This window comes from Marinococcus sp. LNHM5E3-2.1 (assembly GCF_056034365.1).
Window position 1 is genome coordinate 1 of the sequence record NZ_JBQLIB010000021.1, and the last position, 23,871, is coordinate 23,871.

At 44.9% G+C, this 23,871-nt stretch carries 29 protein-coding genes and 2 pseudogenes; 9 read left to right on the forward strand and 22 right to left on the reverse strand.

Translation table 11 applies throughout. The annotated features are described in order from the left end of the window. The 6 genes from ACTRXH_RS15230 to ACTRXH_RS15255 all read left to right on the forward strand — a co-directional run. On the forward strand, positions 1-495 hold a 495-nt coding region (locus ACTRXH_RS15230; protein ID WP_474282875.1), incomplete at its 5' end, for a phosphate ABC transporter ATP-binding protein. Between the two features lie 12 nt (positions 496-507). Continuing rightward, the gene (phoU, locus tag ACTRXH_RS15235; RefSeq protein ID WP_474263968.1) at positions 508-1,164 is read left to right on the forward strand and encodes a phosphate signaling complex protein PhoU; all 657 of its coding nucleotides are present in this window, start codon (positions 508-510) and stop codon (positions 1,162-1,164) included. Between the two features lie 34 nt (positions 1,165-1,198). Continuing rightward, positions 1,199-1,897, forward strand: a complete 699-nt coding sequence (locus ACTRXH_RS15240; protein WP_474263966.1) for a response regulator transcription factor — start codon at positions 1,199-1,201, stop codon at positions 1,895-1,897. 761 nt (positions 1,898-2,658) lie between these two features. Then, positions 2,659-2,979 (forward strand): ArsR/SmtB family transcription factor, encoded by a 321-nt coding sequence (locus ACTRXH_RS15245; protein WP_474263961.1) that lies wholly within the window; start codon positions 2,659-2,661, stop codon positions 2,977-2,979. Between the two features lie 53 nt (positions 2,980-3,032). Next, positions 3,033-3,917, forward strand: a complete 885-nt coding sequence (locus ACTRXH_RS15250; protein ID WP_474263959.1) for a permease — start codon at positions 3,033-3,035, stop codon at positions 3,915-3,917. 13 nt (positions 3,918-3,930) lie between these two features. After that, on the forward strand, positions 3,931-4,077 hold the full coding sequence (locus tag ACTRXH_RS15255; RefSeq protein WP_474263957.1) for a hypothetical protein: 147 nt from the start codon (positions 3,931-3,933) through the stop codon (positions 4,075-4,077). A 405-nt stretch (positions 4,078-4,482) separates the two neighbouring features. Here the strand turns inward: ACTRXH_RS15255 and ACTRXH_RS15260 are convergent, their stop codons facing one another. Both ACTRXH_RS15260 and ACTRXH_RS15265 read right to left on the reverse strand, forming a co-directional pair. Next, positions 4,483-4,749, reverse strand: a complete 267-nt coding sequence (locus ACTRXH_RS15260) for a Txe/YoeB family addiction module toxin (protein WP_474263955.1) — start codon at positions 4,747-4,749, stop codon at positions 4,483-4,485. Then, complete coding sequence (locus ACTRXH_RS15265) at positions 4,742-4,990, reverse strand: type II toxin-antitoxin system Phd/YefM family antitoxin (protein ID WP_474263952.1); 249 nt, start codon at positions 4,988-4,990, stop codon at positions 4,742-4,744. Before ACTRXH_RS15265 ends, ACTRXH_RS15260 begins: the two co-directional genes overlap by 8 nt. Before the next feature lie 220 nt (positions 4,991-5,210). Here ACTRXH_RS15265 and ACTRXH_RS15270 point away from each other — a divergent pair, with 220 nt between their 5' ends. Next, positions 5,211-5,792: a tyrosine-type recombinase/integrase gene (locus ACTRXH_RS15270; protein ID WP_474282877.1), complete on the forward strand. Its 582-nt coding sequence runs from the start codon at positions 5,211-5,213 to the stop codon at positions 5,790-5,792. A 161-nt stretch (positions 5,793-5,953) separates the two neighbouring features. On the opposite strand, the gene ACTRXH_RS15275 is transcribed toward ACTRXH_RS15270, so the two are convergent. From ACTRXH_RS15275 to ACTRXH_RS15335, 13 genes and pseudogenes are all read right to left on the reverse strand, one after another. Beyond that, positions 5,954-6,649: a nucleotidyltransferase gene (locus ACTRXH_RS15275; RefSeq protein ID WP_474282879.1), complete on the reverse strand. Its 696-nt coding sequence runs from the start codon at positions 6,647-6,649 to the stop codon at positions 5,954-5,956. Next, entirely contained in the window at positions 6,649-6,837 is a 189-nt protein-coding gene (locus tag ACTRXH_RS15280) for a hypothetical protein (RefSeq protein ID WP_474263946.1), read from the reverse strand. The genes ACTRXH_RS15275 and ACTRXH_RS15280 overlap by 1 nt, the downstream gene beginning before the upstream one ends. Before the next feature lie 131 nt (positions 6,838-6,968). After that, positions 6,969-7,265, reverse strand: coding sequence for a helix-turn-helix domain-containing protein (locus ACTRXH_RS15285; RefSeq protein ID WP_474264022.1), 297 nt, complete (start codon positions 7,263-7,265; stop codon positions 6,969-6,971). 141 nt (positions 7,266-7,406) lie between these two features. Next, a complete protein-coding gene (locus ACTRXH_RS15290; protein ID WP_474282881.1) occupies positions 7,407-7,946 on the reverse strand; it encodes an LOG family protein in 540 nt (179 codons plus the stop codon). Between the two features lie 68 nt (positions 7,947-8,014). Beyond that, positions 8,015-8,974 (reverse strand): hypothetical protein, encoded by a 960-nt coding sequence (locus ACTRXH_RS15295; RefSeq protein WP_474264020.1) that lies wholly within the window; start codon positions 8,972-8,974, stop codon positions 8,015-8,017. A gap of 84 nt (positions 8,975-9,058) precedes the next feature. After that, positions 9,059-9,208 (reverse strand): annotated as a pseudogene (locus tag ACTRXH_RS15300) (TetR family transcriptional regulator); the annotation flags it as partial. A gap of 196 nt (positions 9,209-9,404) precedes the next feature. Beyond that, complete coding sequence (locus ACTRXH_RS15305) at positions 9,405-10,562, reverse strand: FtsW/RodA/SpoVE family cell cycle protein (protein WP_474264017.1); 1,158 nt, start codon at positions 10,560-10,562, stop codon at positions 9,405-9,407. Further along, the gene (gene ftsW, locus ACTRXH_RS15310) at positions 10,540-11,688 is read right to left on the reverse strand and encodes a putative lipid II flippase FtsW (RefSeq protein WP_474264014.1); all 1,149 of its coding nucleotides are present in this window, start codon (positions 11,686-11,688) and stop codon (positions 10,540-10,542) included. Before ftsW ends, ACTRXH_RS15305 begins: the two co-directional genes overlap by 23 nt. Before the next feature lie 91 nt (positions 11,689-11,779). Further along, complete coding sequence (locus ACTRXH_RS15315; protein WP_474264011.1) at positions 11,780-12,583, reverse strand: undecaprenyl-diphosphate phosphatase; 804 nt, start codon at positions 12,581-12,583, stop codon at positions 11,780-11,782. Positions 12,584-12,954: 371 nt separating this feature from the next. Next, positions 12,955-13,212 carry a GlsB/YeaQ/YmgE family stress response membrane protein gene (locus ACTRXH_RS15320; protein WP_474264009.1) on the reverse strand — a complete coding sequence of 86 codons (258 nt, stop codon included), beginning with the start codon at positions 13,210-13,212 and terminating at the stop codon, positions 12,955-12,957. Positions 13,213-13,713: 501 nt separating this feature from the next. Beyond that, the gene (gene mgtE, locus ACTRXH_RS15325; RefSeq protein ID WP_474264007.1) at positions 13,714-15,072 is read right to left on the reverse strand and encodes a magnesium transporter; all 1,359 of its coding nucleotides are present in this window, start codon (positions 15,070-15,072) and stop codon (positions 13,714-13,716) included. Positions 15,073-15,205: 133 nt separating this feature from the next. Beyond that, positions 15,206-15,421, reverse strand: a complete 216-nt coding sequence (locus ACTRXH_RS15330; RefSeq protein WP_474264004.1) for a hypothetical protein — start codon at positions 15,419-15,421, stop codon at positions 15,206-15,208. Between the two features lie 50 nt (positions 15,422-15,471). Continuing rightward, positions 15,472-15,603, reverse strand: coding sequence for a hypothetical protein (locus tag ACTRXH_RS15335; RefSeq protein WP_474264002.1), 132 nt, complete (start codon positions 15,601-15,603; stop codon positions 15,472-15,474). Positions 15,604-15,920: 317 nt separating this feature from the next. Here ACTRXH_RS15335 and ACTRXH_RS15340 point away from each other — a divergent pair. Then, positions 15,921-16,079: pseudogene (locus tag ACTRXH_RS15340) on the forward strand (hypothetical protein); the annotation flags it as partial. A gap of 16 nt (positions 16,080-16,095) precedes the next feature. Here ACTRXH_RS15340 and ACTRXH_RS15345 read toward each other — a convergent pair. The 5 genes from ACTRXH_RS15345 to ACTRXH_RS15365 form a co-directional block, all read right to left on the reverse strand. Continuing rightward, positions 16,096-17,328 (reverse strand): YeeE/YedE family protein, encoded by a 1,233-nt coding sequence (locus ACTRXH_RS15345; protein ID WP_474263999.1) that lies wholly within the window; start codon positions 17,326-17,328, stop codon positions 16,096-16,098. Positions 17,329-17,760: 432 nt separating this feature from the next. Further along, positions 17,761-20,034: an RNA polymerase recycling motor HelD gene (helD, locus tag ACTRXH_RS15350; RefSeq protein ID WP_474279731.1), complete on the reverse strand. Its 2,274-nt coding sequence runs from the start codon at positions 20,032-20,034 to the stop codon at positions 17,761-17,763. Between the two features lie 39 nt (positions 20,035-20,073). Beyond that, on the reverse strand, positions 20,074-20,238 hold the full coding sequence (locus ACTRXH_RS15355) for a hypothetical protein (protein ID WP_474263996.1): 165 nt from the start codon (positions 20,236-20,238) through the stop codon (positions 20,074-20,076). Between the two features lie 125 nt (positions 20,239-20,363). Further along, on the reverse strand, positions 20,364-20,786 hold the full coding sequence (locus ACTRXH_RS15360) for a universal stress protein (protein WP_474263994.1): 423 nt from the start codon (positions 20,784-20,786) through the stop codon (positions 20,364-20,366). Positions 20,787-20,809: 23 nt separating this feature from the next. Then, on the reverse strand, positions 20,810-22,270 hold the full coding sequence (locus ACTRXH_RS15365; RefSeq protein ID WP_474263992.1) for a SulP family inorganic anion transporter: 1,461 nt from the start codon (positions 22,268-22,270) through the stop codon (positions 20,810-20,812). A gap of 302 nt (positions 22,271-22,572) precedes the next feature. On the opposite strand from ACTRXH_RS15365, the gene ACTRXH_RS15370 reads away from it, so the two are divergent. Continuing rightward, complete coding sequence (locus tag ACTRXH_RS15370; RefSeq protein WP_474263989.1) at positions 22,573-22,761, forward strand: helix-turn-helix domain-containing protein; 189 nt, start codon at positions 22,573-22,575, stop codon at positions 22,759-22,761. 406 nt (positions 22,762-23,167) lie between these two features. Here ACTRXH_RS15370 and ACTRXH_RS15375 read toward each other — a convergent pair whose 3' ends face one another. Together ACTRXH_RS15375 and ACTRXH_RS15380 are read right to left on the reverse strand one after the other, a co-directional pair. Beyond that, the gene (locus ACTRXH_RS15375; protein ID WP_474282883.1) at positions 23,168-23,488 is read right to left on the reverse strand and encodes a helix-turn-helix domain-containing protein; all 321 of its coding nucleotides are present in this window, start codon (positions 23,486-23,488) and stop codon (positions 23,168-23,170) included. A gap of 13 nt (positions 23,489-23,501) precedes the next feature. Beyond that, the gene (locus tag ACTRXH_RS15380) at positions 23,502-23,849 is read right to left on the reverse strand and encodes a type II toxin-antitoxin system RelE/ParE family toxin (protein WP_474263985.1); all 348 of its coding nucleotides are present in this window, start codon (positions 23,847-23,849) and stop codon (positions 23,502-23,504) included. Between the last annotated feature and the right edge of the window lie 22 nt (positions 23,850-23,871).

Consider the following 23,871-nt stretch of genomic DNA (forward strand, 5'->3'; position numbering starts at 1 on the left):
GGTATGGTATTTCAAAAACCCAATCCATTTCCAAAGTCGATTTATGAAAATGTGGCATACGGAGCACGAATTCACGGGATTAAGAAAAAAAATCGACTGGATGAAATCGTCGAAAAAAGCCTGCGGGATGCGGCCATTTGGGACGAAGTCAAAGATCGTTTAAAAACCAACGCCATGGGGCTTTCCGGCGGACAACAGCAACGTCTCTGTATTGCCCGGTGCTTGGCCATTGAACCAGAAGTTATATTGATGGACGAGCCAACCTCGGCCCTGGATCCAATTTCAACGAACAAGGTAGAAGAATTAATCAATACCTTAAAAGAACAATACAGCATTATTATTGTGACGCATAACATGCAGCAAGCGGCCCGGATTTCCGATCGTACAGCTTTTTTCTTAAATGGCTATGTCGTTGAGTATGAGAAAACTGATGAATTGTTCCACAATCCACAGGAAAAGCAGACCGAAGACTATATCACCGGACGCTTCGGTTAAGGAGGGGTTCTAATGGCTAGAACAGATTTTGAAGAAAGTCTAAACCAATTACAGGAAAAATTAATGTACATGGGGGAAAAAACGAAAAAAGCGTTGAATGATTCGATAGAAGCGTTGAAAAATCAAAATAAAGATCAGGCATTAGCCGTGATCGATCAGGACTATAAAATTAACCGCCTAGAAGATGAGTTAAATGATGAAGCGATCTGGCTGATTGCAAAAGAGCAGCCTGTTGCGACCGATTTGCGCCGCTTGGTTGCTACGCTTCGTATTTCCAGTGATTTGGAGCGGATGGCCGATTTAGCAGTGAACATCGCGAAATCTACGATCCGCATTGGAGAAGAACAATTCTTTAAGCCGCTGGAAGATATTCCTCAGTTGGCCAATAAGGTTATTAAAATGCTTGAATCTGTACTGGAAGCTTTTCAAAATGAAGATGTAAAACATGCGAATGCTATAGCGGAAAAAGATGATGAAGTGGATAATTTACATGGAAATCTTTTGCGGGAATTATTGGAGTATATGGGTAAAGATCCGAATCATATCGCGCAGGTGACCCAGCTCGTCTTTGTCTGCCGGGACCTCGAACGGGTTGGAGATCACGTTACCAATATTTCGGAAAGCATTATTTATTTGGTCAAAGGGAAGCAATTTGATTTGAACAGCTAGCACGCGGTGCTGTCAGAAGGGGGGGCATGCGCGCGTGAAAGTCATAGGCATATTAGAATCGGAAAAACGATGGTCGGCCCTATTGGCCGACCATTTGGGAACCAGTAATTATACATTTGTCACATGGTCGGAATCGGATCATGTGACTGATTTTGTATCATCGAATCAGTGTCATTTACTGTTGATCGGCCCCGGTTTTGCCTTTTTAGAAATCACCCGGGAGTTACGGTACACGGGTGATTCGACACCTATTATCGTTATCGAGCCGGGTGTAAATGAATTTGACGCCGTGCTGGCATTGGAAATGGGGGTCGATGATATTGTATCGGACGAAAATCGCTGCCGGGAAGTGATTGCTCGCGTGAAACGCACATTGCGTTACTATCAACCTCAATTCACGGAATTTATTGACTATGACGGCCGAATTTTAGACGCTGGAAAATTAACGATTCTGCCAGATAGTTATACCATGATTATTAACGGCGAAACCAAGGCATTGAGTAATAATGAAATGGCCATTCTACAGTATTTATTTGAAAATAAAGGCAGAATTGTATCGCGGGATGAGTTGGTCGACGTGATTGGAGGAAAAATCAAAAGCCGGGCTATCGATACGCATGTGAGCAATCTCCGAACCAAGTTGGGAGAAAAATTATCGAATGCGACTTATATTGTGACTGTTCGGCACGCAGGTTATCGTTTTGATATTCCATCTTCGATGAAAGAAAAATAAGGTATGCTCTTCATCATTAATAGTAAACGCGGACCGATCATTAGGGATCGGCCCGCGTTTGTTTGTTATCTGTCCCAAAAATCCATATAGAGATGACCCTGTCGATACGCTTTTCTAGCGATGCGAGCACAATGAAATTTGGTCTTCCACGAAAGGTGAATGTTCCCCGTGACTTCTTCCATAATAGGGACACGTTGAATGACAATAGTTTGATCTTTCCAGGTGATGGCAATATCTTTGGCCGTTAAATATTTCGGTGAAGAACGGTGATGGCCGGGGCCCCTCCCCCGGAACCACTTGAATCCTTTCCCATTTCCCACGGCTGCCATCACCGTTTCCTAGGCCGAAGGGTATAACCGACTACAATTATTGCAAGAAGACCAACCGTAATACCAATGGCGGCCCATAATGGAGATGTCTGCTGCGCCAGCAAACCGAGACTTAAAACAATGATTCCAACGACAAGCAGGATAATTTGCCATATTCTCATAGGATCCCCCTTTGTTGGCTCTCGAACCATCATCTTTGAATGGAGGAGGATGTAAATTTATTCAAAGGGAGAGGGAGAACCAATACATTTTTATATAATCATATGCTAATATTTTTATACGAATAGCGCAAGAACGACAAATGAAATAAATGGAGAACTTCAATTTTCGAACTTCATAGTAGAAAAAGGAAGTATCTCTCGTTTACAAAAGCAGGATTCTACGATAAGATGACTTTAAATCAAAAAAAGTTGATGTAAAGGAGCGATACAAATGCTTACATCCCAACCAAAGACGTATTCGAATCAAAGCTTTCAAACCTATGAAGCAACATTCAAAGCGCTCTCGGATCGTCTGCGATTACAAATCATGTATGAATTGAACCAGCAGGGGCAGTTATGTGTTTGTGACCTAACCGATATCACGGGGTTATCACAATCCAAGCTCTCCTATCATCTAAAAATCTTATTAGACGTTCATTTGATCGAAAAAGAAAAGATTGGTACCTGGAATTATTATCGCTTAAATGAAGAAGAAGTAAGAAGCGTCCTATCTGAAGAGTTATGTTGTATTTTTTATCCGGAAAAGAAATAAATTTTTTTCGATAATAAATCAAAAAAAATTGATGTAAAGAAAGAAGGAGAAGCATGGACGCCATCATGTCTTTTTTGCAAACGTTTTTTACGCTTTTCATTGAACTAACGATTTTATTTCTCCTCGTCAGTTTTGTCGTGAGTTGGCTGCAGCAAAGAGTAAGCGAGGAGCGCATTCAACGTATGCTGACCCACCGGCAGTCCTGGAGAAATTACCTTTACGGGACCGGACTGGGGGCATTGACCCCTTTTTGTTCCTGTTCGACCATTCCTATTGTAGCGGGATTGCTCTCATCTAAATCCCCGTTTGGGCCAACCATGTCTTTTTTGATTGCTTCTCCACTCTTGAACCCGATTATCGTCATTTTATTATGGACGTTATTAGGATGGAAGATTACGCTGGCGTACGTGCTGATGGTGGGATTGTTTTCTATGCTGGTCGGGATCGTGTGGACGGGTCTCGGTTTTCAAGATGCTGTGAAAAATATCAGGGTACGAAAAGGAGGCCATGATCAAGATAGAGGACCAAAGGCAAAGTGGAAAATGGCTGTTCACGATGCATGGGGCTTTTTCTATCCGATGATGCCTTTTTTGCTCCTCGGGGTGTTTATTGGTGCCTTTATTTATAATTTCGTTCCTCAAAACCTTATTGTGACTTATGCCGGAAGCGACAACCCCTGGTCGATTCCTATGGCTTCGGTCATCGGTATTCCCATGTATATTCGTGCGGAAGCTATTTTACCGATTGGCGAAGCTTTCATCAGTAAAGGCATGAGCACAGGAGCCGTGATTGCGTTACTCATCGGAGGGGCTGGGGCAAGTATCCCCGAGGTGGTGTTATTAAATAAATTGTTTCAAAAAAAATTAGTAGCAGCCTTCGTCTGTTCTATCCTGCTCGTCGCCGGGAGCACGGGAATCATTGTCCAAATACTATTATAAAGGAGGTGATACGATGGCTGAACAAAAAAATTTTTTCCAAAAGTTGTTTTCTTCTTCGTCCAATAATGACTGCTGCAGCATCGAAATTGAAGAAGTAGAAGATACGGAAGAGGAAAAGCATGAGATGAAAAAGACAAACGAACAAGAGAAAAAAAGGTAACGAATAGTAAACGGAAGCTGGAAGGGTCCAGCTTCCGTTTACTCCTCCAGGCAACTTTTTGTTTAAAGGACTCATAAAATTTCATGGACCGTATTAAATCACCCATATTTCTTGCTTCACTTGGATAATATTGAATTCGAAGACATCTTATGCAGAACTACATATCAAAAAGTACGCCTTTTGATAGACTTGATCGATTTTTACCTCCAGCATATTGCTTGCTCCAATATGTTACCGACGATTTTTGAAACCAATCAAATAGAGAGATAACGTTTTGATACAACCATGACTATGCAGTATTAAGAGTACGGCCGAGGTGGTTCCATTCCCATTCAAAAAGACTTCCTGGAAATAACCAGCAAGCCTTTCTCTTTTACTATAAGGAAATTTTTCTACGCGATTGATCTAATAATGGTATCTGCAAGCAATAATACTAATTTGCTGCTCATCCACGGTATACACCAATCGATGTTCGATATCGATACGACGACTGTAAAAGCCGGCTAAATTACCTTTTAATTTCTCTGGTTTCCCAATACCGTCCAACGCCCCGTCTCGTTCAATGCTTTTAATCAATTGATTAATGCGTTTCAGCATTTTTTTATCTTTGGTTTGCCAATACTGATAATCCTGAAACGCATTATGGGTGAATAAGACATTCAACTTACTCATCGATATCGACGGTCATGGTTTCTTCCTGGTTTAATTGATTGATGGATTCCGATAGATGCTTGGCATTGCTCGGGTTGTTTAAGAGATAGATGGTTTCAAGGTATTGGTTATACTCGTCTTCCGAGATAAGGACAGCGTTTCGTTCTTTGGTCGTGATGGTGACGGCTTCGTTATCGTCATTGACTTTATCAATCAATCCCTTAAAATTTTTTCGGGCATTGGAATAATTCATAACAGTCATTGTTATCAACTCCTTGTTATCATTGTACATTTAATTGTACAATTTGTCGATGCTCTTGGCTTATCGCACAAACATATAGGATTTTATAAAAATGTATGAATTGAGATAAAAGCGTACATTTTCACCCCCGATTCGACAGGGGTTTCTTTTTTCAGTATAATAAAATGTATGATTTCGTTTCTCTATCATCCAAACCATACATACAAGGAGGGCTCGTTTCATGACGAACCAGGGGCTCGTGAATGTGCAGCCGTTACGCACCCAGGAAGAGATTAAAGACATGATCAATGCCCTGCGCCGGGGCAATAAAGCTTCCCGAAAACGAAAGGACCTGGCCGAACGGGATGTGTTGTTGTTTTTAACGGGGATTAATACCGGCCTGCGGGCGGGGGACCTGGTTCGACTGAGGGTCGGCGACGTGCAAAAAGACACCTGTTACCTGCAGGAGCAGAAAACGGGCAAGAAACGGGAAATTCAGCTGGCTTCGATCCGGCCGGAACTGGATCCGTTTCTCGAAGGGAAGGCCGACGAGGCGTACCTGTTTGCCAGTCAGAAGGGTACGCATCTCTCGACCACGCAGGTGTACCGTATCCTGGAGGCCGCCGCGGACTGGCTGGGGCGCAGCGACATCGGCACCCACACCATGCGCAAGACGTTTGGCTATCACCTGTATAAGCAGACCAAAGACGTGGCGCTGCTTCAGGAGATCTTTAATCATGCGTCGCCGACGATCACCAAACGATACATCGGCATTCGCCGCGAGGAGATTAATCGCAGCCTGGAACAGTTTCGGTTGGGGTAAAACGTTCTATTACATTCATGACGAAGGAAATAACCATCCGAGCAAGTTTAAAGAAAAAAATAATACCAAACTTATTGATCATTTGATTCGTCCATTTTTTGATGTGCCCTTACATTTATGTCGTGAAAAAATAAACGTCGAAGACCCTCGAATTCTAAGATTCAAAGGTCTTCGACGTTGATCGTTCCTCTGGCTAACTGTCGGTCGATATCGGTCGATGCCGCAATTGTTTCTATGGTGTCTGATTCGTCTGCTTCTTCAATTCGTTGATGCATATTCTCGATCCAATACATCGCTCTTTTCGCATCGATGCCCATCATGGAGTAGGGTTCTTGCATTAGCGTATGAACGTTGAAATACGTCCAATCAATCTCCTCATATTGGGTGATCATGAGAATTCTTGCATCATCTAGATCTAACGTGGTTTTGGTATTTAACGCATGCTGAATGCGGTCAATGATAATATCTTCAATTCCGATAATGTTAATCGTAAACCCCTCATAAGAAAGATGCACGATCTTCTCTGGATCGCCTGTTAAGGTGGTGGAGGGAACTTCAATCGATACATTCAGTTCATCATGATAAAAGTCTTTGCCATAGGATCGAAACCCCAATTGGTCTAACACCCGGCTAATTTGATGATGATTGGGGGCGACGAAATCGATATCTCTCGTGGTGTATTGCTCTCTGGAATAAAGTTCTACGGATAAACCTCCGACAACGATGGGTTGGATACCTTCTTCTTCTAAATGCTTGGTGATAACGCCTGCCATTTTCATCATCGTATCGAATTTATTTTCCGGATCCAACTGAGCAAGATACAAACGTGACTCCTGGATCGATGAGGGGGTGGCCATTACTTGTACCCTCTCTTGGCAAACCGTTGTAATAACTCTTGTTCGGTTTGCGTCCGTTCCCTTGTTCGTTCATTCGTCCACCCAGGCATGTCGGTTGAACCTCGTTGTTTTTTTTCTTTGACGGCCGTAATCATCGATTGGCGCTTTTCAATATTCGCATTAATTTGTTCGATCGTCATGTTTCGCATAAGATTTCCCCCTCTCAAGGGCATAGTTCATTATAGTTATTTTATCATAAGCAACAACACAACGGTATAGAAGCAGCTTTCCTCCCCTTATGATGGGCGATGGAAAACGAAGCATAAGGCACCGAAAACGCTCATGCGTTGGAAAAAGGTTCCCTAGGTTTCGACGACTCTCCAATAACGAAGGTAATGGAAAGCACTTGGCTTATCACTATTAACGTACCTACACTTGGCATCGTTGATCCCGATTCAATGCGTCGAATCGTCGATACCGCCATTCCTACTTGTTCAGCTAGTGCTTGTTGCGTCCACCCCTGGGCTTTGCGCGCCTGTTTGATTTGAACGGCCAGGCGTCCTCGAGTTTTCGCCTCCAGCATCTTTTGTTCGCCAAAGAGATCTACATGCCGTTGTTCGGCTTCATGGCGTGCCATCGCTTCCTCCCCCTCCATTTTTAGGATTTTTTCTTTATGTAGCAAGGGTTCCATGAGTGGATCTTAAAGTCTTTTATCTTGTAGAGAGTGACTATTAGTGGAACATTTAGACGCTAATAATAAATTTTATGGTTTCACTCGTTAGTACGTTTTTATAGTTGGAGCAGTATACGCATGCAACCGGTCTAGAAGCATCGTCGGGTCTTCTTCGACAATGGCCATCTCGCGATAGCGGTCCTGTAAAAAAGCACGATCATTCATGTAATACATAAAGTTCACAAAACCACTGTAATAGTGATCCACATTCAACAGCCCGCACGGTTTTTGATGAAATCCGAGCTGGGCCCAGGTGAATACTTCCATGAATTCCTCCAGCGTGCCGGGCCCTCCAGGTAAGGCCACAAAGCCATCAGCCAAGGAGCTCATTTTCTCTTTTCGTTCGTGCATGGAAGACACGGTATGTAATTCATGTAAAGACGTATGGGCAATTTCTCGATCCACGAGGTCTTGAGGCATGACCCCAATAACGTATCCTCCATGTTCTAAGACGCTATCGGCTAAATCGCCCATTAACCCTACACTTGCCCCTCCATAGACTAAGGAAATTTGTTTGTTGGCTAACAGTTGTCCAATTCCCTTTTTGCTATCGCCAAGAGTTTGGAAACCACAAAGCAACGTCAATTCTTAATCCTCCATTGGCTCCGCCAAATTCCGGTTACATTGACGAAATGAAAAGCAACGACAACAATTTACTCTTGGCCCTCATCCTCATCGTTGAAATAATCATCCCACTCCTGATCATCTAACCTGTTAGGTTCAGTACCCCTTTGCATGTTATAAATTCTTCGCCTTTCATTCTCTATCAAATCATTATTTTCCCTTGTTTGTTCAATAAGATAATCTTTAACTGATCGACCTTCGTTTCTAAGTTCTTCATCTCTTATCAACTCTCTTGCTGCAAATTGTTGATTTTCCGTTCTATTTCTATGAATCTCACTATCCATATCACGGTGCACTACTTGTCTCCAAGCAAGTACTACCTGCATAAGATATTGTTCAGGCCCTATTAGAAAACTCTTCACTACTAATCTTTTTGGAAGTAATAGCAATGGCTTCATTCTTCCCCTAACCTCATCCCAAACCTCTGGAACACGTCGAGTCTCATGTTGCCACTCGTGATCAATACTATTCCAAAAAGCATAGTTAAATTCGTTATCTCTAGGAATATTATTTAAATCAGATTGTCTAATAGTAAATTCGACCAGCTCACGTTTTATAATACTAGCTACAAAATCTGATAGATGATCCGGACCAAAATTCGGAATAAAAACCATAAACTCTTCTGGATGACGGACAAGATTATCTTCATACAGATGATTTTCAGTTATATAATCGTACACAAGTGCAAGTGACTCTTCAGAATTACCAGTCCCTCCAGCTGATCCTCTAGAGTAACCTAAAAATATCTCGTTGGATTCTCTGGAATTAACAAACAATTCCCTAGCCTCTTCATATCTGCCATTCTCATACAGACCGAAAATTGTATAGTGAAAATCATTAATCTTTGCAAGCCAATCTTCATAACCTTCTTCAGCAGCAATTCTTGTAGGATCTAAAAATAATTCATTATCAACCGGAACGTTTAGATTTAAGAATTCAAAGTTTTCCTGACCATGTTCTTCTAAACCAAAATATTCTGAGATTCTCAATAAAATTCCCCCTAGAACACTATTTATTCATCAACTACTTTATCTTCTTCAACTAATTCAGAATTAACCTCTATTCCTGTAAAACTACCTATGTTTCATTTTAGCGTAAATAGTTGACCTGGGCACACCAGTAAGTTTAACGATATCGTTCACGCTCATATTATTTGTTTCTCGTTCTTGAAATAATTTCAATGCTTGCTGGATAGCTTTATCAGATTGCCCCGGTCTTCCCATAATGGCCGGGAGAGCATTGGGGCTCTGTGTAAGGAATAATAACAAAATAAGTGTAAGTAATCGTCTTCCCTGAAACACTCAGGTGGGGGAGAAGACGCTATAGCATGAATGAAACAGCCATCGTCCACTTTTCCTTGGAAGATGGCTGTTTTGTGGAACTTGTGCTCAAGAAGGAAAACGAAGATCGAATACTCCTCTAGTTTTCCCGAACAAACATACTTGGGCGGTGGTGGTAGCGCACGCTCATCACGAGCCCCAGGGCTAACATGGTCGCAATCAGGGAACTGCCGCCGTAGCTGATAAAGGGGAGGGGAAACCCGGTGACGGGAAGCAGCCCCAAATTCATGCCAATGTTTTGAAACACCTGAAAGGCGAAAAGGCCGAGAACGCCGGCACACAACACCTGACCGAAGGTGTGTTGCGTTAACAATGCCGTGCGGATGATCAGATAGGCCAGGACGAAATACAGGCATAACAGGACAGCGGCCCCGATAAAACCATGTTGATGGCCAATGATCGCAAAAATAAAATCGGTGTGAGCTTCAGGGATATAAATCGGGAGGTTGTTTCCCTGCAGTTGACCGGAGCCGATCAGGCTCATGGCCCGGTCGACCTGAAAGCTTTGGTTGACATTAGCGTCCGCCTGGAGCCATCCTTCGATGCGGCCGACCTGATAATCCGACATTAGTGGGTATAAAAGCCGTTCTAATACACCTGGTACGAAATAAAAGAGTCCTAAAAATCCGAGAAAAAGCAGCGAGGGAACACCGACAATAAGACCCAGCCATAAGGCGGAAACACCGGAAACCAATGCGATCGTCAAGAGGAGGGCGAGCATTTGCATGACCGTTCCCATGTCAGGCTGCAGCATTAAAAATCCGATCGGTGGGAGCGTTACGGCCCCCAATTTCAATAGTAGCAGCCCTTCCTGCTTGAACGTCGCCGGGGCATAGCGGCGGTGATGCCTTTCCACCAACAGGCTTAACAGAATCAACACGGTGAGCTTGGTTAATTCAGAAGGTTGAATTTGAAATCCAGCCAGCGAAAACCACCGATTGGCACCATTGATCGTTGGGGCGATGCTCTCCGGAGCGACCAAAAGTACTGCTAATGGCAGAAGGCCCAAAGCGTATAAGATTCCTCCGGCTTTTCGGAAGTAATCGTCATCAATATGCGTCACCACAAAGGCTCCCCCGGCGGCAAGCCCAAAAAAGATCATTTGGCGGGGAATGAAATTGGTTTCGTATTGCGCGAGCTGTTGGGCGTGATAAATCGCATAACAACTGACCACCGCAAACAGAAACACGACAAACCATAAATTGATATCGTGCTTATCCCGCTGAAGACGGTACATGCCAAAACTCCTTTCGTGCTGGGGGAGGGGATTCCTTTGTATTGTGCCGGTGGATGCTTTGCAAGAGCCCCATGCTGGCCATAAAGACAAGGAGCGACGACCCCCCGTAGCTGATAAATGGCAGGGTGATGCCGGTAATGGGCATCATCCCGCTCACGGCGGCTAAATTAAAGATGGTTTGGCCCAACAGAAAAAAGACGATCCCGTACGCCAGTAACTGGCCAAACACCGTGCGGGCGTGATGGGCAATGCGAACCCCCCGAGTCGCTATCACAGCATAGCCACTGAGTACGCCCACCAATCCAAAAATCCCGAGTTCCTCGATGATGATCGCAAAAATAAAATCCGTGTGTCCTTCCGGCAGGGCCCCCTGCTTTTGAATGCTTTGGCCCAGTCCGGTCCCGGTTAAGCCGCCGTTAGCCATGGCGACGAACGCCTGGACTAGTTGAAATCCTTCTTCCGGGTAGTCAAACGGCCGACGAAAAGCCATCAGACGGTCCATCCGATACGAGGCCCGGGTGGCAATCCACGTCAAAGCGCCCGCAGCGCCGATGCCTAGCATGGCCAGATGCGTGAAGCGGGCCCCGGCCAGAAAGACCATGACCGCTGCCAATAAAATAAACATTAGCCCGGTGCCCAGGTCCGGCTGCAGAAGCACGAGGCTGAATAACAGGAGCACCATGATGAGTGGTGGCAACATCCCCTGCGTGAAGTGGTGCACGTACGGACGTTTGTTGGCATACGCATAGGCCAGGTAGAGAATCAGCACAAATTTAACAAACTCCGACGGCTGGACCTGGATCGGTCCGAAGGTGAGCCACCGGGTCGAGCCGTTCACGGTGGTGCCCATCACGAGCACAAGGAGGAGCATGACCACAGATACCAAGAGAAAGAAGGGGAGGAAGGCTTTCCACTTCCGGTAGGGAACGACCATCATCCCGAGCATGACCCCGGTGCCCACCAAAGCCCAAAATGCCTGCCGTTTTAAAAAGTAAGCGGCGTCGTCCAATTGGTAGTAGGCGCGGGGGAAACTCGCGCTGTAGACCATAATCAGGCCGAAGACCACCATCAAAAACGTGGTGATCAGGAGAGGAAGATCCATTCGAGTGAACCAGGTTTTACGCATACAACGACCTCTTTCGGAAAAGTAGTTCTATGATTATTGGTGGCAGTTCCTGTTGTACCATCACCACCCGGGGGACGAACAAGCCCACGTATTACACGAACAAAAACAACAGGAGACTGACGGTGAGACAGTATCCGGCAAAGTAGATGAGTTTGCCGCTGGTCAACACTTCAATAAACAGTTTGATGGCGGCAATGGACACCAGGAGAGAGACAAGAAAAGCGACCAGGTAAAAGCCGAAAGCGCCCGGAGCCGTCACGGCCTGAATAATTTCATCGCCGGTGAGGACCAGGCTGCCAAGGCTGGCCGGGATGGATAAGAAAAAGGAATATTTCAGCGCCGTTTCCGCTTCCACTTTTCTTGCCAGGGCCGCGACGACGGTAGCTCCGGACCGGCTGATCCCTGGAGCAAGAGCGAGCGCCTGGGCCAAGCCGATGAGAAGGGCATCGATGACGGTGATGCCTGCTTCCTGTTTATGTCCCCGTAATTTCCGAACCAGGTACAACGCCCCTCCAGTGATCAGTAACGCGGCCGCGACCGTCGTCATACTGGTTAAATGGCCGCTGATTTGGCGATAAAACAATCCGCCGGCGATTATTGCCGGGAGGGTGCCGATCAGTAATAGCAGGGCAAAGCGAAACATCGTCCCATCTTCGGGGTGGCGAAAACGGAGGTAGCGATAGGTGCCAGTGAGCAATTCCATTAGATCGTTTCGATAGACGATACCTACGGCGATAAGCGAAGCGGCATTTAAGAAGGTTTCTAAATGCAAATCCGGGACCTGCAGACCGAAAAAATAGGCCATCATGCGCAAATGACCGCTGGAAGACACAGGCAGAGGTTCGGTGATCCCCTGGATAAGCCCTAATAGTATGTATTGAAGCAATTCGAGCATGGGAAAACTCCTTATTATTATAGTGCGGACACTTAGAGTGATGAAATAACCTTATATCTCTACGTACGAATCAAGGCATTGGTTTCTTTGGAAACTCTTTATCCCGTGCCAAGAGAGATTCCTCGATAGTTGTTGTTAATGCTAAAGGCGATATTATATCCGAAGAGGCAATGAGGCGCAATCATTATTGGTATGGTTGCGGAAATGCGGGTAGAGACGACGAAGGTTCGAGAAAATACTCATTTTGATTATACATCAAAGGCCATGCTATTTGTTCTTACAATATCATAAAAAATTTGCCGACAACCTCTAGAGTATAGAGGCTTGCCGGCAGGGGAGGCCTTTAAGAAAAGACCTTCCATGGATGACCATTATTTCTTTTTTCGAACAGCGTTAAAAATAGCGCTAACGATCAGAACTAATACAATAGCCCCGATGAGAGCGGGAATGATTGAGAAGCCACCGATCGCCGGTCCCCAGCTTCCGAGTAGGGCCGTTCCCAGGCTTGCTCCGATAAAGCCAGCGATAATATTACCAATGATACCAAAAGGCACGCCTTTACCGGTCAAAGCTCCGGCAGCCCAACCAATGAGGCCACCGATGATTAAACTCCAAATAAACGATAACATGTGTCTCACCTCCTACAATCTCTTGCTTTGAGTATTAAAAACGTTCAAGTTTCTATGATTCCCGTGCCATATGTACTCAAACGTGGGATGAAAAGAAAATTATGAACCACTGGCGATTGTTTACGTGCTGGTGATTTCTCATTAATCATTCCGGTATTAGATATGCACGAGAAAAGGATGGAGTGGCCCACCTATAACATAAAAGAGCAAGGGGGTCTTATCTGAAGACCCCTGCTCTATGTAAGTTCTTTTGATCCTCATTACTCTCATCATATGTCTGGGATTCATACGAGTAGATCTCCAGAGGGGCAGATCGAACATATTAGAACGTTTGTCTCGATTTGCGAAGTTTTAATCCAAATATAATCATGAAACCCAGGCCAATGAGAAGTTGCACGATTTCTAAATCACCTGGAAGTATCATCGAAAAGATAAAAAGAAAAAATCCACAAAAAAACAAAAACATATGGATGAAATAGCGAATCATCGTGGTACCTCCATTTACATTAACTGCGAAATGAACATGGTGGCCATGCCAAAATAGATCAGCAACGATAATATATCATTGATCGTAGTGATGAGGGGCCCGGATGCCACAGCAGGGTCAACGTCGAATTTATATAGAATGAGAGGAATGATGGTTCCGGCTAACGTACCAATGATTAACGTCATTAATAAGGAACTGCCAACGACGAGTCCTAGCGTAAAGCTCCCTTGCCATATAAATGCAATCAACGCGATCATGATACCGCAGGTAATCCCAATCATAATCCCGACCCACAATTCGCGAGCAATCAGTTTCATGACCTGTTTTACATCCAAATCGTTGGATACCAAGCCCCGCACGACAACGGCAAGGGACTGGGTTCCTGTGTTCCCTGTCATTCCGGCTATCATGGGCATGAAAAAGGCTAATGCCACCACGGTCTCCAACGTGGCAGAAAATCCATCAATAATGCTGCCCGAAATAAGGCCGATAAACAGTAATAGAATTAACCACGGCAAGCGTCTATAGGCTGCGGTAAGTGGCTTCGTATCAAAATCAATGGCTTTACCGGTGGCGGACAGTTTTTCGATATCTTCGTTCGCTTCCTGGATAACCACATCGATAATATCATCAACGGTAATAACACCTACCAGTTTGTTTTCATACTCGACGACAGGGATCGAGATGAAATTATAGCGCGAAATTATTTTGGCCACTTCCTCTTGATCCATATGTACATCGACTTTTATCACCCGGGAATACATGATATCTTCAATGTTATGTTGAAGTTGGTTTAGCAATAAGTCTTTGTAAGAAACGACACCCACTAGATCGTGATTGTCATCAACAACGTACAAATAGTTTAGGTATTCGGCAATTTCGGCAAAATGTTTAAGTTTATCCACGGCCTCCTGGACAGAGTAATGCTTAGGAATGGAGACATAACGGTCCGTCATAATGCCTCCAGCTGTTTCTGGAGGGTAGCTCATTAAGGTTTGAACAGCGGTGACTTCCTTTTGATCCATGTCGGCCAGCAATGCTTCCGTTCGTTCTGGCTCCAGGTCTGTCAAAAGGTCAGCCAAGTCATCATTTTCCATGACATCGAGCACTTTTGTTGATTGGTCGTTGCCCAATTTGTATAAAACGTCCAGCTGTTCTTCTTTTTCCAGTTCCTGGACCAAATCAGAAAGTTCTTCCACAGAAAGATACGTCAGTAATTTTTGACGATGCTTCTCGGGGACATGAAGGTATTGTTGAGCCATATCATATGGCTGTAATTCCTGCATGATATCCTGTACGGTTTGTTTTTTTCCTTCCTTTACTGCTTGAATAATAGCAAGGGTCGTCTCGTTTTCCGTCATGGTTAAGAACAACAGGTACACCTTCTTTACAAATAAATGATGGGAGTAACAGCAAAGAAAAGGCAGCTTTGACCGAGAAGAGAATTGCTCTTTCGTTTCATGTCCTTCTTCTCCAGAGAATATTCTCTGGAGAGCTGTTCCCTGATTACTGCGTTCGTGGGCCTTTTAGCTCGCAGGAGACGACAGCGTCGGTGCGGACGAGCAAAGCGTCTCCCAAGGTTAAGACGTCTGGCGGTTGTTCGTCGGTGCCGGAACTCATCGCGCGCTGAATAGTAAAATACAAATCAAGAGCATCATCTTCGTTGGGGACTTTATGCGAAATCTGATGCGTATTCGACAGGGTTAAGACAAGCTTAAACATCGACTCTCTCCTTTAAAGGTATTGGATGAGGGGTGGAACCGTCCTCTGAACTATTCATCTTCATTATTCGGAAACTCTTCCGGCATACCATCGGATTTCTCATCATCTCCACAGGCGGCCAGGGTACTGGAAGCTCCCAGCATCACAAGGAGGACGATAAAAATGTTGAACCAACGTTTCACGTTTTTGCGCTCCTTTCGGAAAACCATGCATGATGGCTTTAGATTTGAAATTTATTTTTATAGACCATACCCGATGGGGGCGAACATCTAACAACAAATCCCTAGCCATGAAGATAGCATTTCGACCTATTTAATATGATAATATGAGATGTGAAATTTATGACTAATAAAACGAAGAAATAGAAATGAAACCTAAACGTTTGCTTTATAAAATCACATACTAGAGAGAAAGATGAAGTGATCATGCTTTTTTATTCAGTATATATCGATGAAAATTCTTTCTTTCCTCAAAACTAGACTCGTTTTATGCCACCTATGAAGACTTGGTAGAAGCGATTCGTCGCTATATTCGGTTTTACAATCACCAACGATACCAGGAATATTTAAACGGCTTGCCTTTAATGGAATACAGAATCAAGCCGCTTACAGTTTTACTTATTTTTATTATCTACTTGACGGGGATCAATTCATTTTGAGATAGCTATCCTATCCTTATTTCCCCGTGCGCTTTCCTTCTTCGTAATGATACAACGGCAGCCGATGGCTGATATAGTAGGCAGTGTACACACCAAGAACAGCCATGATAAGCCATAACCATGCATGCAGACTAAAGGAAGCGATACCGCTGAAATAAGCCCCAATATTGGCACCAAATGAAATACTCGCCCCGTATCCCATCAGCCCTCCCCCAATCAGGGCGATTAAAGCAACCCGCAGGGGGATTTTCGAAAACCGGATTTGACGGTTCATTGCCAGAGTTACTATAGTCCCCAGAATGACACCGAAATTAATGATGCTCATGGAATCCATCAGCACTGGTTGATTGAGCGCAACAAACTGATTCTGTTCAATCCAGTATGTCCACCCGCTCACATCCATTCCAAGAGCCGTCGCTATCTTTGACCCCCATAGCGTAAAGGAGGCTGTCAGCTTCCAGGGCTCCCCCTGCACGAGAAAGATCAGCGCATTTAATACTGCCAGAATAACAGCGCCCACCCACAGCGGCCAGGAGCCGAAAATGATCCGGCTCCAGCTTGCAGCGGAAGGCAGCGGTGGAAGAGCCGGAGGCCTCGTTCGCTTTTTATGCACGTACGAGCCAAAAGCAACTAGTCCGAGAAAAATAACCTGAATCAGCCAGGCCCCTATGTAACCGATGCCCGTATCCATTGCGAGCGATACCGGCTCAAACGAAGGAAGGGACGTGTTCCAAAATCCAAAATGGGCGGCCCCTGCCACTGCCCCCGCCGTAAAGCCGGCCAATGTGCAAAGCAAGGCGGTTCTGCCGCCCTCTGCTTCGTAAAATGAAGAGGGGGCAAGGCCGCTGCCTATTTCCATGCCAAAACCGAAAATGAACGCACCAGCTATCAATCCAACACTCACAGCGGAAAGTGCCGGAAAAGGGCCTGTGCCAAACAAAGCCGCACCGCCAATAAAAATAGCAGCTGAAAAGGTCGATACGAGGATAAGCATCAGCATATGAGCCCGGAGCATTTCCGTATTGCCTTTTTCAATAATCTGCCGGTAAACGGCCGAAAAACCGAAACGGGCGTGGAAAAGAGAAAATCCAAGAAGAAAACCAACCCAGAGCAGAATCACATACTGCCAGCCTGATATCTGGTAAGAAATGAAAGAAAGCGCCAGAATGGCCAAAATGCATAAAATTGAAATAATGTTTTGTGGATTATCTAAAATTGAATTTGTCCCTGTGGTGCTTTTATCATTCATAAAATATCTCCTAACTAGGATATGTACTAAGACTTTCTTTAATTCCCCTTCTTCAAACAGTTTACACCCTTATCGTAAAGAAGATGGACATATTTATCCCTCCTAGTAGGAAAAGGGAAAAACATCTACATTTCACAACCGTATTCATCAAATGAACGCTATCTTTTTTATTCCTGAAAGATTGAAATGCTTGTTTGTTAATAAAAAACTTCTGATAATTGTCATTACGTTAATAAAAAGATAAAGAAACTCCTGTCAATTTAGGCTTCTGGGAAACGTTTCCGAAAGCGCGGATGAATAAAAGATCTTATCCAATATTTGGCGCAACTTTTCCTTTTTAAAGGGTAAACCCATACGGTAGATGAAATTATCTTCCCTTCGGGGACCAGGGAGATCATCGTACGAATACCCCCACCCCCGCCCGATTCTCCACTATATCCATTCTTCTAAAACATCTACATGACGCTGATGTACGACGAATTCCAAGTAATGTAATGCCCGTGTCATCACAACATACAACAGCTTCACGTCTAGTTCCCGGCCTGGATGATACATGTCCTGCTCCATGTAAACAAAAACGGCATCAAATTCTAGCCCTTTGGCCAAGTAAGAAGGAACAAGGACCAATTCCCCTTCTCGAAAATCTTCCTTTTCTCCCAATACATAACTGTCTACAGTCGTATGTTTTTCCAGTGCCCGATGCAGTTGCCGGCACTCGTTCATCGTTTTTCCAATAACCGCGATGGAAGGAGTGCCATCGGTTCTTAGATCGTTCACCCGCGCTTCGATACGTACCGCTGCCTCCTTGTCATGCTGAAAAGAGGCGACTTCCGGCGATTCCCCATGACGAACGACCGGCCGGGCTTTGGGTAGCTTCTGGTTGACACTTTGTTTCAGAACCTGGTTGGCTTTCTCCATGATTTCCTGTGTCGTACGATAGCTCTGATTAAGCGTGGTGTACGTGGCCTCCGGGAAAACATAGGTCTGCACGTCCTCCCAGTGCTGTATACTCCGATAACTGTGAATCCCCTGGGAAAGATCACCCAGGATGGTAAAGAGTTTGGTTTTGGTCACCGCCCGCAGCGTATATAACTCAAGCAGGCTGTAATCCTGGGCTTCATCAATCACCACATTTTTAGCCTGATGCTTCGTCTTTACGCCCGCAAGTCTATGCTGGAGGTATAACAACGGCGCAGCGTCCTCTGCTTCTATTTTTTTTCCTTTTAAGACCTGCTGTTGGTAACCGGCCAGCTGTTCGGCTTCGTCCTCTGAAAAACATCCAAACGCTTTCAGCTGTCCGGCATCCTGCATGAGGTTTTTATACATCGTATGAATATCGGGTTTGGTAAACTGTTTTCCATAGGCTTGAATGGCTTCTGAGGCTTCTTCCTCTAATCGTTTTGCGTACGCCTCCTGCTCGTCCATGAGCTGGACCACCATTTCTCTTCGTTTTTCCGGATCCCGGACGTTCGATCGCACTTTTTCCATGCGGTCTTCGTAGACCTCTTTCACTTCGGCAATAATTCGCTTGATTTCTTTTTTGGCTGCTGCCGTAATGACTTTTTTTATTTTATCGATGCGTTGAAAAGCCGGCATGTAGCCATACTGGTCATGATACAGCTGCTTCACGTGCGACGCCTCAATAAGTGTAAAACGATCCACGATGAGATCCTCTGCCTCAATCAGCTTCTCGGCCATAGCGTTTCCATAGGCTTCAAGCATGTCTTTACACGCCATCGATCCCTTAAAAGCAGGAATCCAGGAAACGTTACGATCCCCCTCCTCCGTTCCTTCAAGGAAGTTCAATAAATGGTAGTCCAACGACTGAATGGTATATTTTTTCCCCATCGCCGCCATGAAAAAGTCCTGAAACGTCGTCTGACGCACCTCTTCCACGCCAAGTTCCGGTAAAACCCCGGAAATATAATGAAGAAACAATTGATTGGGTGCCAGTATCATCATATCTTCCGGATCAAAGGTGTCTGCATACGTATAAATAAAATAAGAAATCCGGTGCATGGCGATGGTTGTTTTTCCACTCCCGGCCACGCCCTGGACGATCAATGGTTTGTCCATATCGGCACGAATAATGCGGTTCTGTTCGGCCTGAATGGTGGTCACAATGTCTTTCAACCGTTTTTCTGCATTGGTCGACAGCGCGTCCTGCAGCATCTGATCTCTCGCTGTAAGATCAATATCCTGCATATGCTGCAGTTTCCCTTTCTGTACCTCAAACTGCCGTTTCAATGATAGTTCTCCCTCATGCTTTTCCCCTTCGGCCTCGTACGACGCCGGACCGAGACTGCCTTCGTAATACAGATTGGCAATAGGCGAACGCCAGTCAATGATCACCGGTTCCTGGGTCTCGTTTTTTGTTAACGAGGTCTTTCCAATATACAACTGTTCCGTCTGCCCGGTAGCATCCCGTATAAAATCAATACGCGAAAAGTACGGCTCGTCCTTCACACGGATAAGGCCCCGGTATTCTTTATTCGACATTTCCAGCAGCTGGGCATTGGCTAGCGTGTTCACATAGCTTAAACTACTGTCCAAATGGTCGAGTTCCACGAGGGCTTCTTTGATATTTTGCTGGTAGGTCGATTGATTGTCGACAGAGGATTCAAGCACCTCATAGATATAGTCTCTTGTCTGCTGCAGGCGCTGTTGTTCTTGGATAAACGCCGGGTCGTCGTACGGATAGGCCATGGTATCTTCCTTTCTTTATGTATTACTTCGGGGAAGCATTTACTCCCCGTGTTCTTTTTCCTTTTGACGCAGCTGTTCTTGTAACAGCACGATGCTCGTAATGATTCTTTTCTGTTCTTCTTCATTCGCATGCGTCATCGAAGATTGAAGTTCTTGTATTCGCAGACGATCCTGTTCCTCCTCGCTTTTCCTCTTGTCTGGCATGGTGGCATCCTTTCTTTTCTGAGCTTGGATTCATATGATTAGTGTTCCTAGAAGCTGCAGATGAAAAAACACATGCATCCTGAATTTCAAGGCTGCACGTGTCATCGAACATCATTCATTATTATTTATTTCACCATCATGACGGGGGCCTGCACGTGCTTAATCACCTGATGACTAACGCTTCCTAAGATAAACGTTTGCAGTTTATTTCGGCCGCGGCTCCCCACAACGACACAGTCATAATCACGGTCATTGGCATACGCCACAATTTTATCAGCTGGCGACCCATGCAAAAGCACCGTCTCGGTTTGAATACCCCGTGCTTCCAAGTATTCGACTTTGTCTGATAACATCTCTTTCCGTTTGACAGCTATCGCTTCCGAATCCCCATGATGCAAGACATTGGATTTGGACATCTCGCTATCAATAACGTAGATCAAATCTATCGAAACCTCCTGCTCATAAGGAGAGACCATACGAAGCGTTTGTTCAATCGCTCGATGGGAGTGCTCCGATCCATCGGTAGCTAATAAAATATGCTGGTACATAAGCGTACCTCCTTTTCCTTGCATTAATGCCCGGACGTTTTAGACACGCCGCCCAACCGATTCAATAACCGGGCACTTTCACTGTTTAGTCCGATAAACGTCACTTCAATGCCCTGCTGCTCCAACTTGGTTTCGACACTATCGAGGGCGCCGATAGCAGAGTCGTCCCAGAGGTGGGACTCCCGCAGATCAAACTCCACTTCATCCACCGTATCTTTATAATCAATCGAATCCTGAAAATCATTGACCGAGGCAAAGAACAACTGCCCCCGGACGTAGTAAATACGTTTGCGTCCCCCGTTGGTGTACAAGGACAATACCCGGACCTTGGAAATTTTTACGGCGAAGAAAATCATACTGAGAACGACACCCGCCAGCACGCCGTACGCCAAATTATGTGAAATTACGACGGTGAGGACCGTGACGATCATCACTGCAGCATCCGACAAAGGCACTTTATGAATATTTCGAATGGATGACCAATCAAAGGTGCCAATGGCTACCATAATCATCACTCCTGCTAACGCAGCCATCGGAATCTGCACGACAATGCCTCCAAGGGCGATGATCATAAACATGAGGACCATGCCGGCCACCAGGGAAGATAAGCGGCCATTCCCGCCCGATTTCACGTTGATCACCGATTGACCGATCATGGCACAGCCCGCCATGCCCCCGAAACAGCCGGTGATCATGTTCGCAATCCCCTGGCCTCGGCTCTCTTTGTTCTTATCACTTTCGCTGTCGGTCATATCGTCTACAATAGAAGCCGTCAGCAGGGATTCCAAAATACCGACAATCGTTAACGCTAAAGCATAAGGAAAAATAATCGCCAGGGTTTCCATATTGAGAGGAATGCTAGGGAAAGCAAACATCGGCAGCGATTGAGACAAAGCCCCCATGTCTCCCACATTTCGTACACCGGCATTCATAAATATCGCTACGGCGGAAACAATAATAATGGCTACGAGCGTGGAGGGGATCGTTTTAGACACAAATGGAAACAAATAAATGATCGCTAACGTAAGTCCAACCAGCGCATAGATAATCCATGTTTCGTTCGCAAAGTGTTGCAGTTGAGAGGTGAAAATCATAATCCCCAACGCATTCACAAACCCAACCATCACCGATCGCGGAATAAATTTCATGAAACGAGCCAGTTTGAAGACGCCAAAGAGCACCTGTAAAATTCCGGTTAAAATGGTCGTTGCCAGCAAGTATTCAACGCCGTGATCCGCCACTAATGTAATCATTAATAACGCCATCGCTCCGGTAGCACCCGAAATCATTCCCGGGCGTCCACCAATGAAAGCAATAACGACAGAAATACAAAACGAAGCATACAGGCCAACCATCGGATCGAGACCGGCTATAATAGAGAAGGCGATGGCTTCTGGAATTAACGCTAGAGCCACCACAATTCCCGCCAGCACATCTCCTTTAATGTTGCCAAACCATTGGTCCTTTATTGATAATGTGTGCATACATACCCTCTTTCTTTTTCTATTGGTAAATCATTCAATCGAACTATTTTTAATGATTTCTATTATAATCATTTATAACTGACTATAACAGATTATATAATTATGATCGGGTTTGCAATGGATTTTCCAATCTTAAGCGTTTACATCATGAAAACTTTTCATCATGCCTCTAGAATCATCTATATTTTTCTTCTTATGCTAGATTTTGTCATACGTTGAACGTCTATGGACTTTGATTTGTCCTTTGCATCGAAACAGGATAGAATAGGCATGAAGTACCTACGCAAAGGCAGGTTTTCCTTATGGATCAAGAACATGACATCATGACCGTGGCCCAAGTCGCCGAATACCTCCAAATCAGCGAAGTAACTACATACAAACTCGTCCAGGAAGGCCGGATCCCGGGATTTAAAATCGGGAGGCATTGGCGTGTGCGAAAAGAAGATTTGCGCGAATACATCCGCCGGCTGCAGCATGGAGAACATTTATAATGAAGATTAAAAAAAGAACGCCTCTCACCGGTAAACAAGTGAGAGGCGTTCTTTTCTTCGTAAACTAAGCATAAGACGGCTTCGACGACCAAAGAGCAAAAACTGCGGCTATGGATGGAAGAATCATTATCAACCACAATATCGCCGTATAGCTATGAAACCAATCATAAAATAAACCAAAGGGCAACGGTCCCAAAACCGAACCAATTACCATCACCATTTGAGCAATACTTTTAATACTTCCTACATGCTTGGGACCAAAATAGTTCGGCCATACAATACTTAACCCATACGGTAGATGAAATGATAATCTGCTATGTAAACAAAACGTAGCCGTTCGAAACGATGGAATCGAAAACGGCTACGTTTCTTCTATTTGATGTTTCCATTTCCATCCTCAATGCTCTCACACGTTTTCGGTGACTTCTTGTTCGGCAATATCGGGATGGTTCCAGTAAATTTCGAGAAGCCGACGAGAGGAACCGCTTGGCGTATTCGTTCCCTTTTCCCACGCTTCCACTGTTTTGGTAGAGACCCCTAAAACCTGAGCAAAGACGCGTTGGGTAAACTGCAGCTGCTCGCGCAATTGCTTAATCTCTTCGGGCGTAAACACTTGCAACGCTTTAATGGCTACGTTTTTTTTCCGGCCTTTCGTTTGATCGCCTTCGCCAAAAGCCACTGCTTCTTCCATGCTTTTTTTCATCTCGTCAAAAAGAGAAGATCCCATGTCTAACGCCTCCTTATGGCTGGCCATATAGTTGTTTCAACTGGATGGACAGTTTCTTTAATTCGTTTTTTTCTTCTTTCGATAAGCTTGCTTGTTCCGATTTCGTGAAAATCAAAATGCAAATCGTTCGATGGGTCACGGGGATATTGAGATAGACCACACGGTACGAACCACTTTTTCCCTGGTTCGAACGAGAAGGAGCAAAACGCATTTTTTTAATGCCGCCTGTTCCTGTTTCCGTGTCTCCCCGTTCCGGATCTTCCAGTAACAGTTGCTCCAGTTCTCGTAAATCGGTATCCGACAACTTCAGTCGTTCCCAGCGTTTATCGAACGTCGGGGTATAAATGAATTCTCGATGCATAAGCCCTCCTGATACCCTTCTA

What these genes read in the sequence shown, in the direction of transcription:
- ACTRXH_RS15245 (WP_474263961.1), top strand. Translation starts at nt 2,659, where the DNA reads ATGCTTACATCCCAACCAAAGACGTATTCGAATCAAAGCTTTCAAACC.
- ACTRXH_RS15370 (WP_474263989.1), top strand. Translation starts at nt 22,573, where the DNA reads ATGGATCAAGAACATGACATCATGACCGTGGCCCAAGTCGCCGAATAC.
- ACTRXH_RS15285 (WP_474264022.1), bottom strand. Translation starts at nt 7,265, where the DNA reads ATGGCACGCCATGAAGCCGAACAACGGCATGTAGATCTCTTTGGCGAA.
- ACTRXH_RS15250 (WP_474263959.1), top strand. Translation starts at nt 3,033, where the DNA reads ATGGACGCCATCATGTCTTTTTTGCAAACGTTTTTTACGCTTTTCATT.
- ACTRXH_RS15360 (WP_474263994.1), bottom strand. Translation starts at nt 20,786, where the DNA reads ATGTACCAGCATATTTTATTAGCTACCGATGGATCGGAGCACTCCCAT.
- ACTRXH_RS15270 (WP_474282877.1), top strand. Translation starts at nt 5,211, where the DNA reads ATGACGAACCAGGGGCTCGTGAATGTGCAGCCGTTACGCACCCAGGAA.
- ACTRXH_RS15305 (WP_474264017.1), bottom strand. Translation starts at nt 10,562, where the DNA reads ATGTACCGTCTTCAGCGGGATAAGCACGATATCAATTTATGGTTTGTC.
- ACTRXH_RS15275 (WP_474282879.1), bottom strand. Translation starts at nt 6,649, where the DNA reads ATGGCCACCCCCTCATCGATCCAGGAGTCACGTTTGTATCTTGCTCAG.
- ACTRXH_RS15260 (WP_474263955.1), bottom strand. Translation starts at nt 4,749, where the DNA reads ATGAGTAAGTTGAATGTCTTATTCACCCATAATGCGTTTCAGGATTAT.
- ACTRXH_RS15345 (WP_474263999.1), bottom strand. Translation starts at nt 17,328, where the DNA reads ATGAATGATAAAAGCACCACAGGGACAAATTCAATTTTAGATAATCCA.
- ACTRXH_RS15320 (WP_474264009.1), bottom strand. Translation starts at nt 13,212, where the DNA reads ATGTTATCGTTTATTTGGAGTTTAATCATCGGTGGCCTCATTGGTTGG.
- ACTRXH_RS15380 (WP_474263985.1), bottom strand. Translation starts at nt 23,849, where the DNA reads ATGCATCGAGAATTCATTTATACCCCGACGTTCGATAAACGCTGGGAA.
- ACTRXH_RS15280 (WP_474263946.1), bottom strand. Translation starts at nt 6,837, where the DNA reads ATGCGAAACATGACGATCGAACAAATTAATGCGAATATTGAAAAGCGC.
- ACTRXH_RS15355 (WP_474263996.1), bottom strand. Translation starts at nt 20,238, where the DNA reads ATGCCAGACAAGAGGAAAAGCGAGGAGGAACAGGATCGTCTGCGAATA.
- helD (WP_474279731.1), bottom strand. Translation starts at nt 20,034, where the DNA reads ATGGCCTATCCGTACGACGACCCGGCGTTTATCCAAGAACAACAGCGC.
- ACTRXH_RS15265 (WP_474263952.1), bottom strand. Translation starts at nt 4,990, where the DNA reads ATGACTGTTATGAATTATTCCAATGCCCGAAAAAATTTTAAGGGATTG.
- ACTRXH_RS15315 (WP_474264011.1), bottom strand. Translation starts at nt 12,583, where the DNA reads ATGCTCGAATTGCTTCAATACATACTATTAGGGCTTATCCAGGGGATC.
- ftsW (WP_474264014.1), bottom strand. Translation starts at nt 11,688, where the DNA reads ATGCGTAAAACCTGGTTCACTCGAATGGATCTTCCTCTCCTGATCACC.
- ACTRXH_RS15255 (WP_474263957.1), top strand. Translation starts at nt 3,931, where the DNA reads ATGGCTGAACAAAAAAATTTTTTCCAAAAGTTGTTTTCTTCTTCGTCC.
- phoU (WP_474263968.1), top strand. Translation starts at nt 508, where the DNA reads ATGGCTAGAACAGATTTTGAAGAAAGTCTAAACCAATTACAGGAAAAA.
- ACTRXH_RS15330 (WP_474264004.1), bottom strand. Translation starts at nt 15,421, where the DNA reads ATGTTTAAGCTTGTCTTAACCCTGTCGAATACGCATCAGATTTCGCAT.
- ACTRXH_RS15365 (WP_474263992.1), bottom strand. Translation starts at nt 22,270, where the DNA reads ATGCACACATTATCAATAAAGGACCAATGGTTTGGCAACATTAAAGGA.
- ACTRXH_RS15375 (WP_474282883.1), bottom strand. Translation starts at nt 23,488, where the DNA reads ATGGGATCTTCTCTTTTTGACGAGATGAAAAAAAGCATGGAAGAAGCA.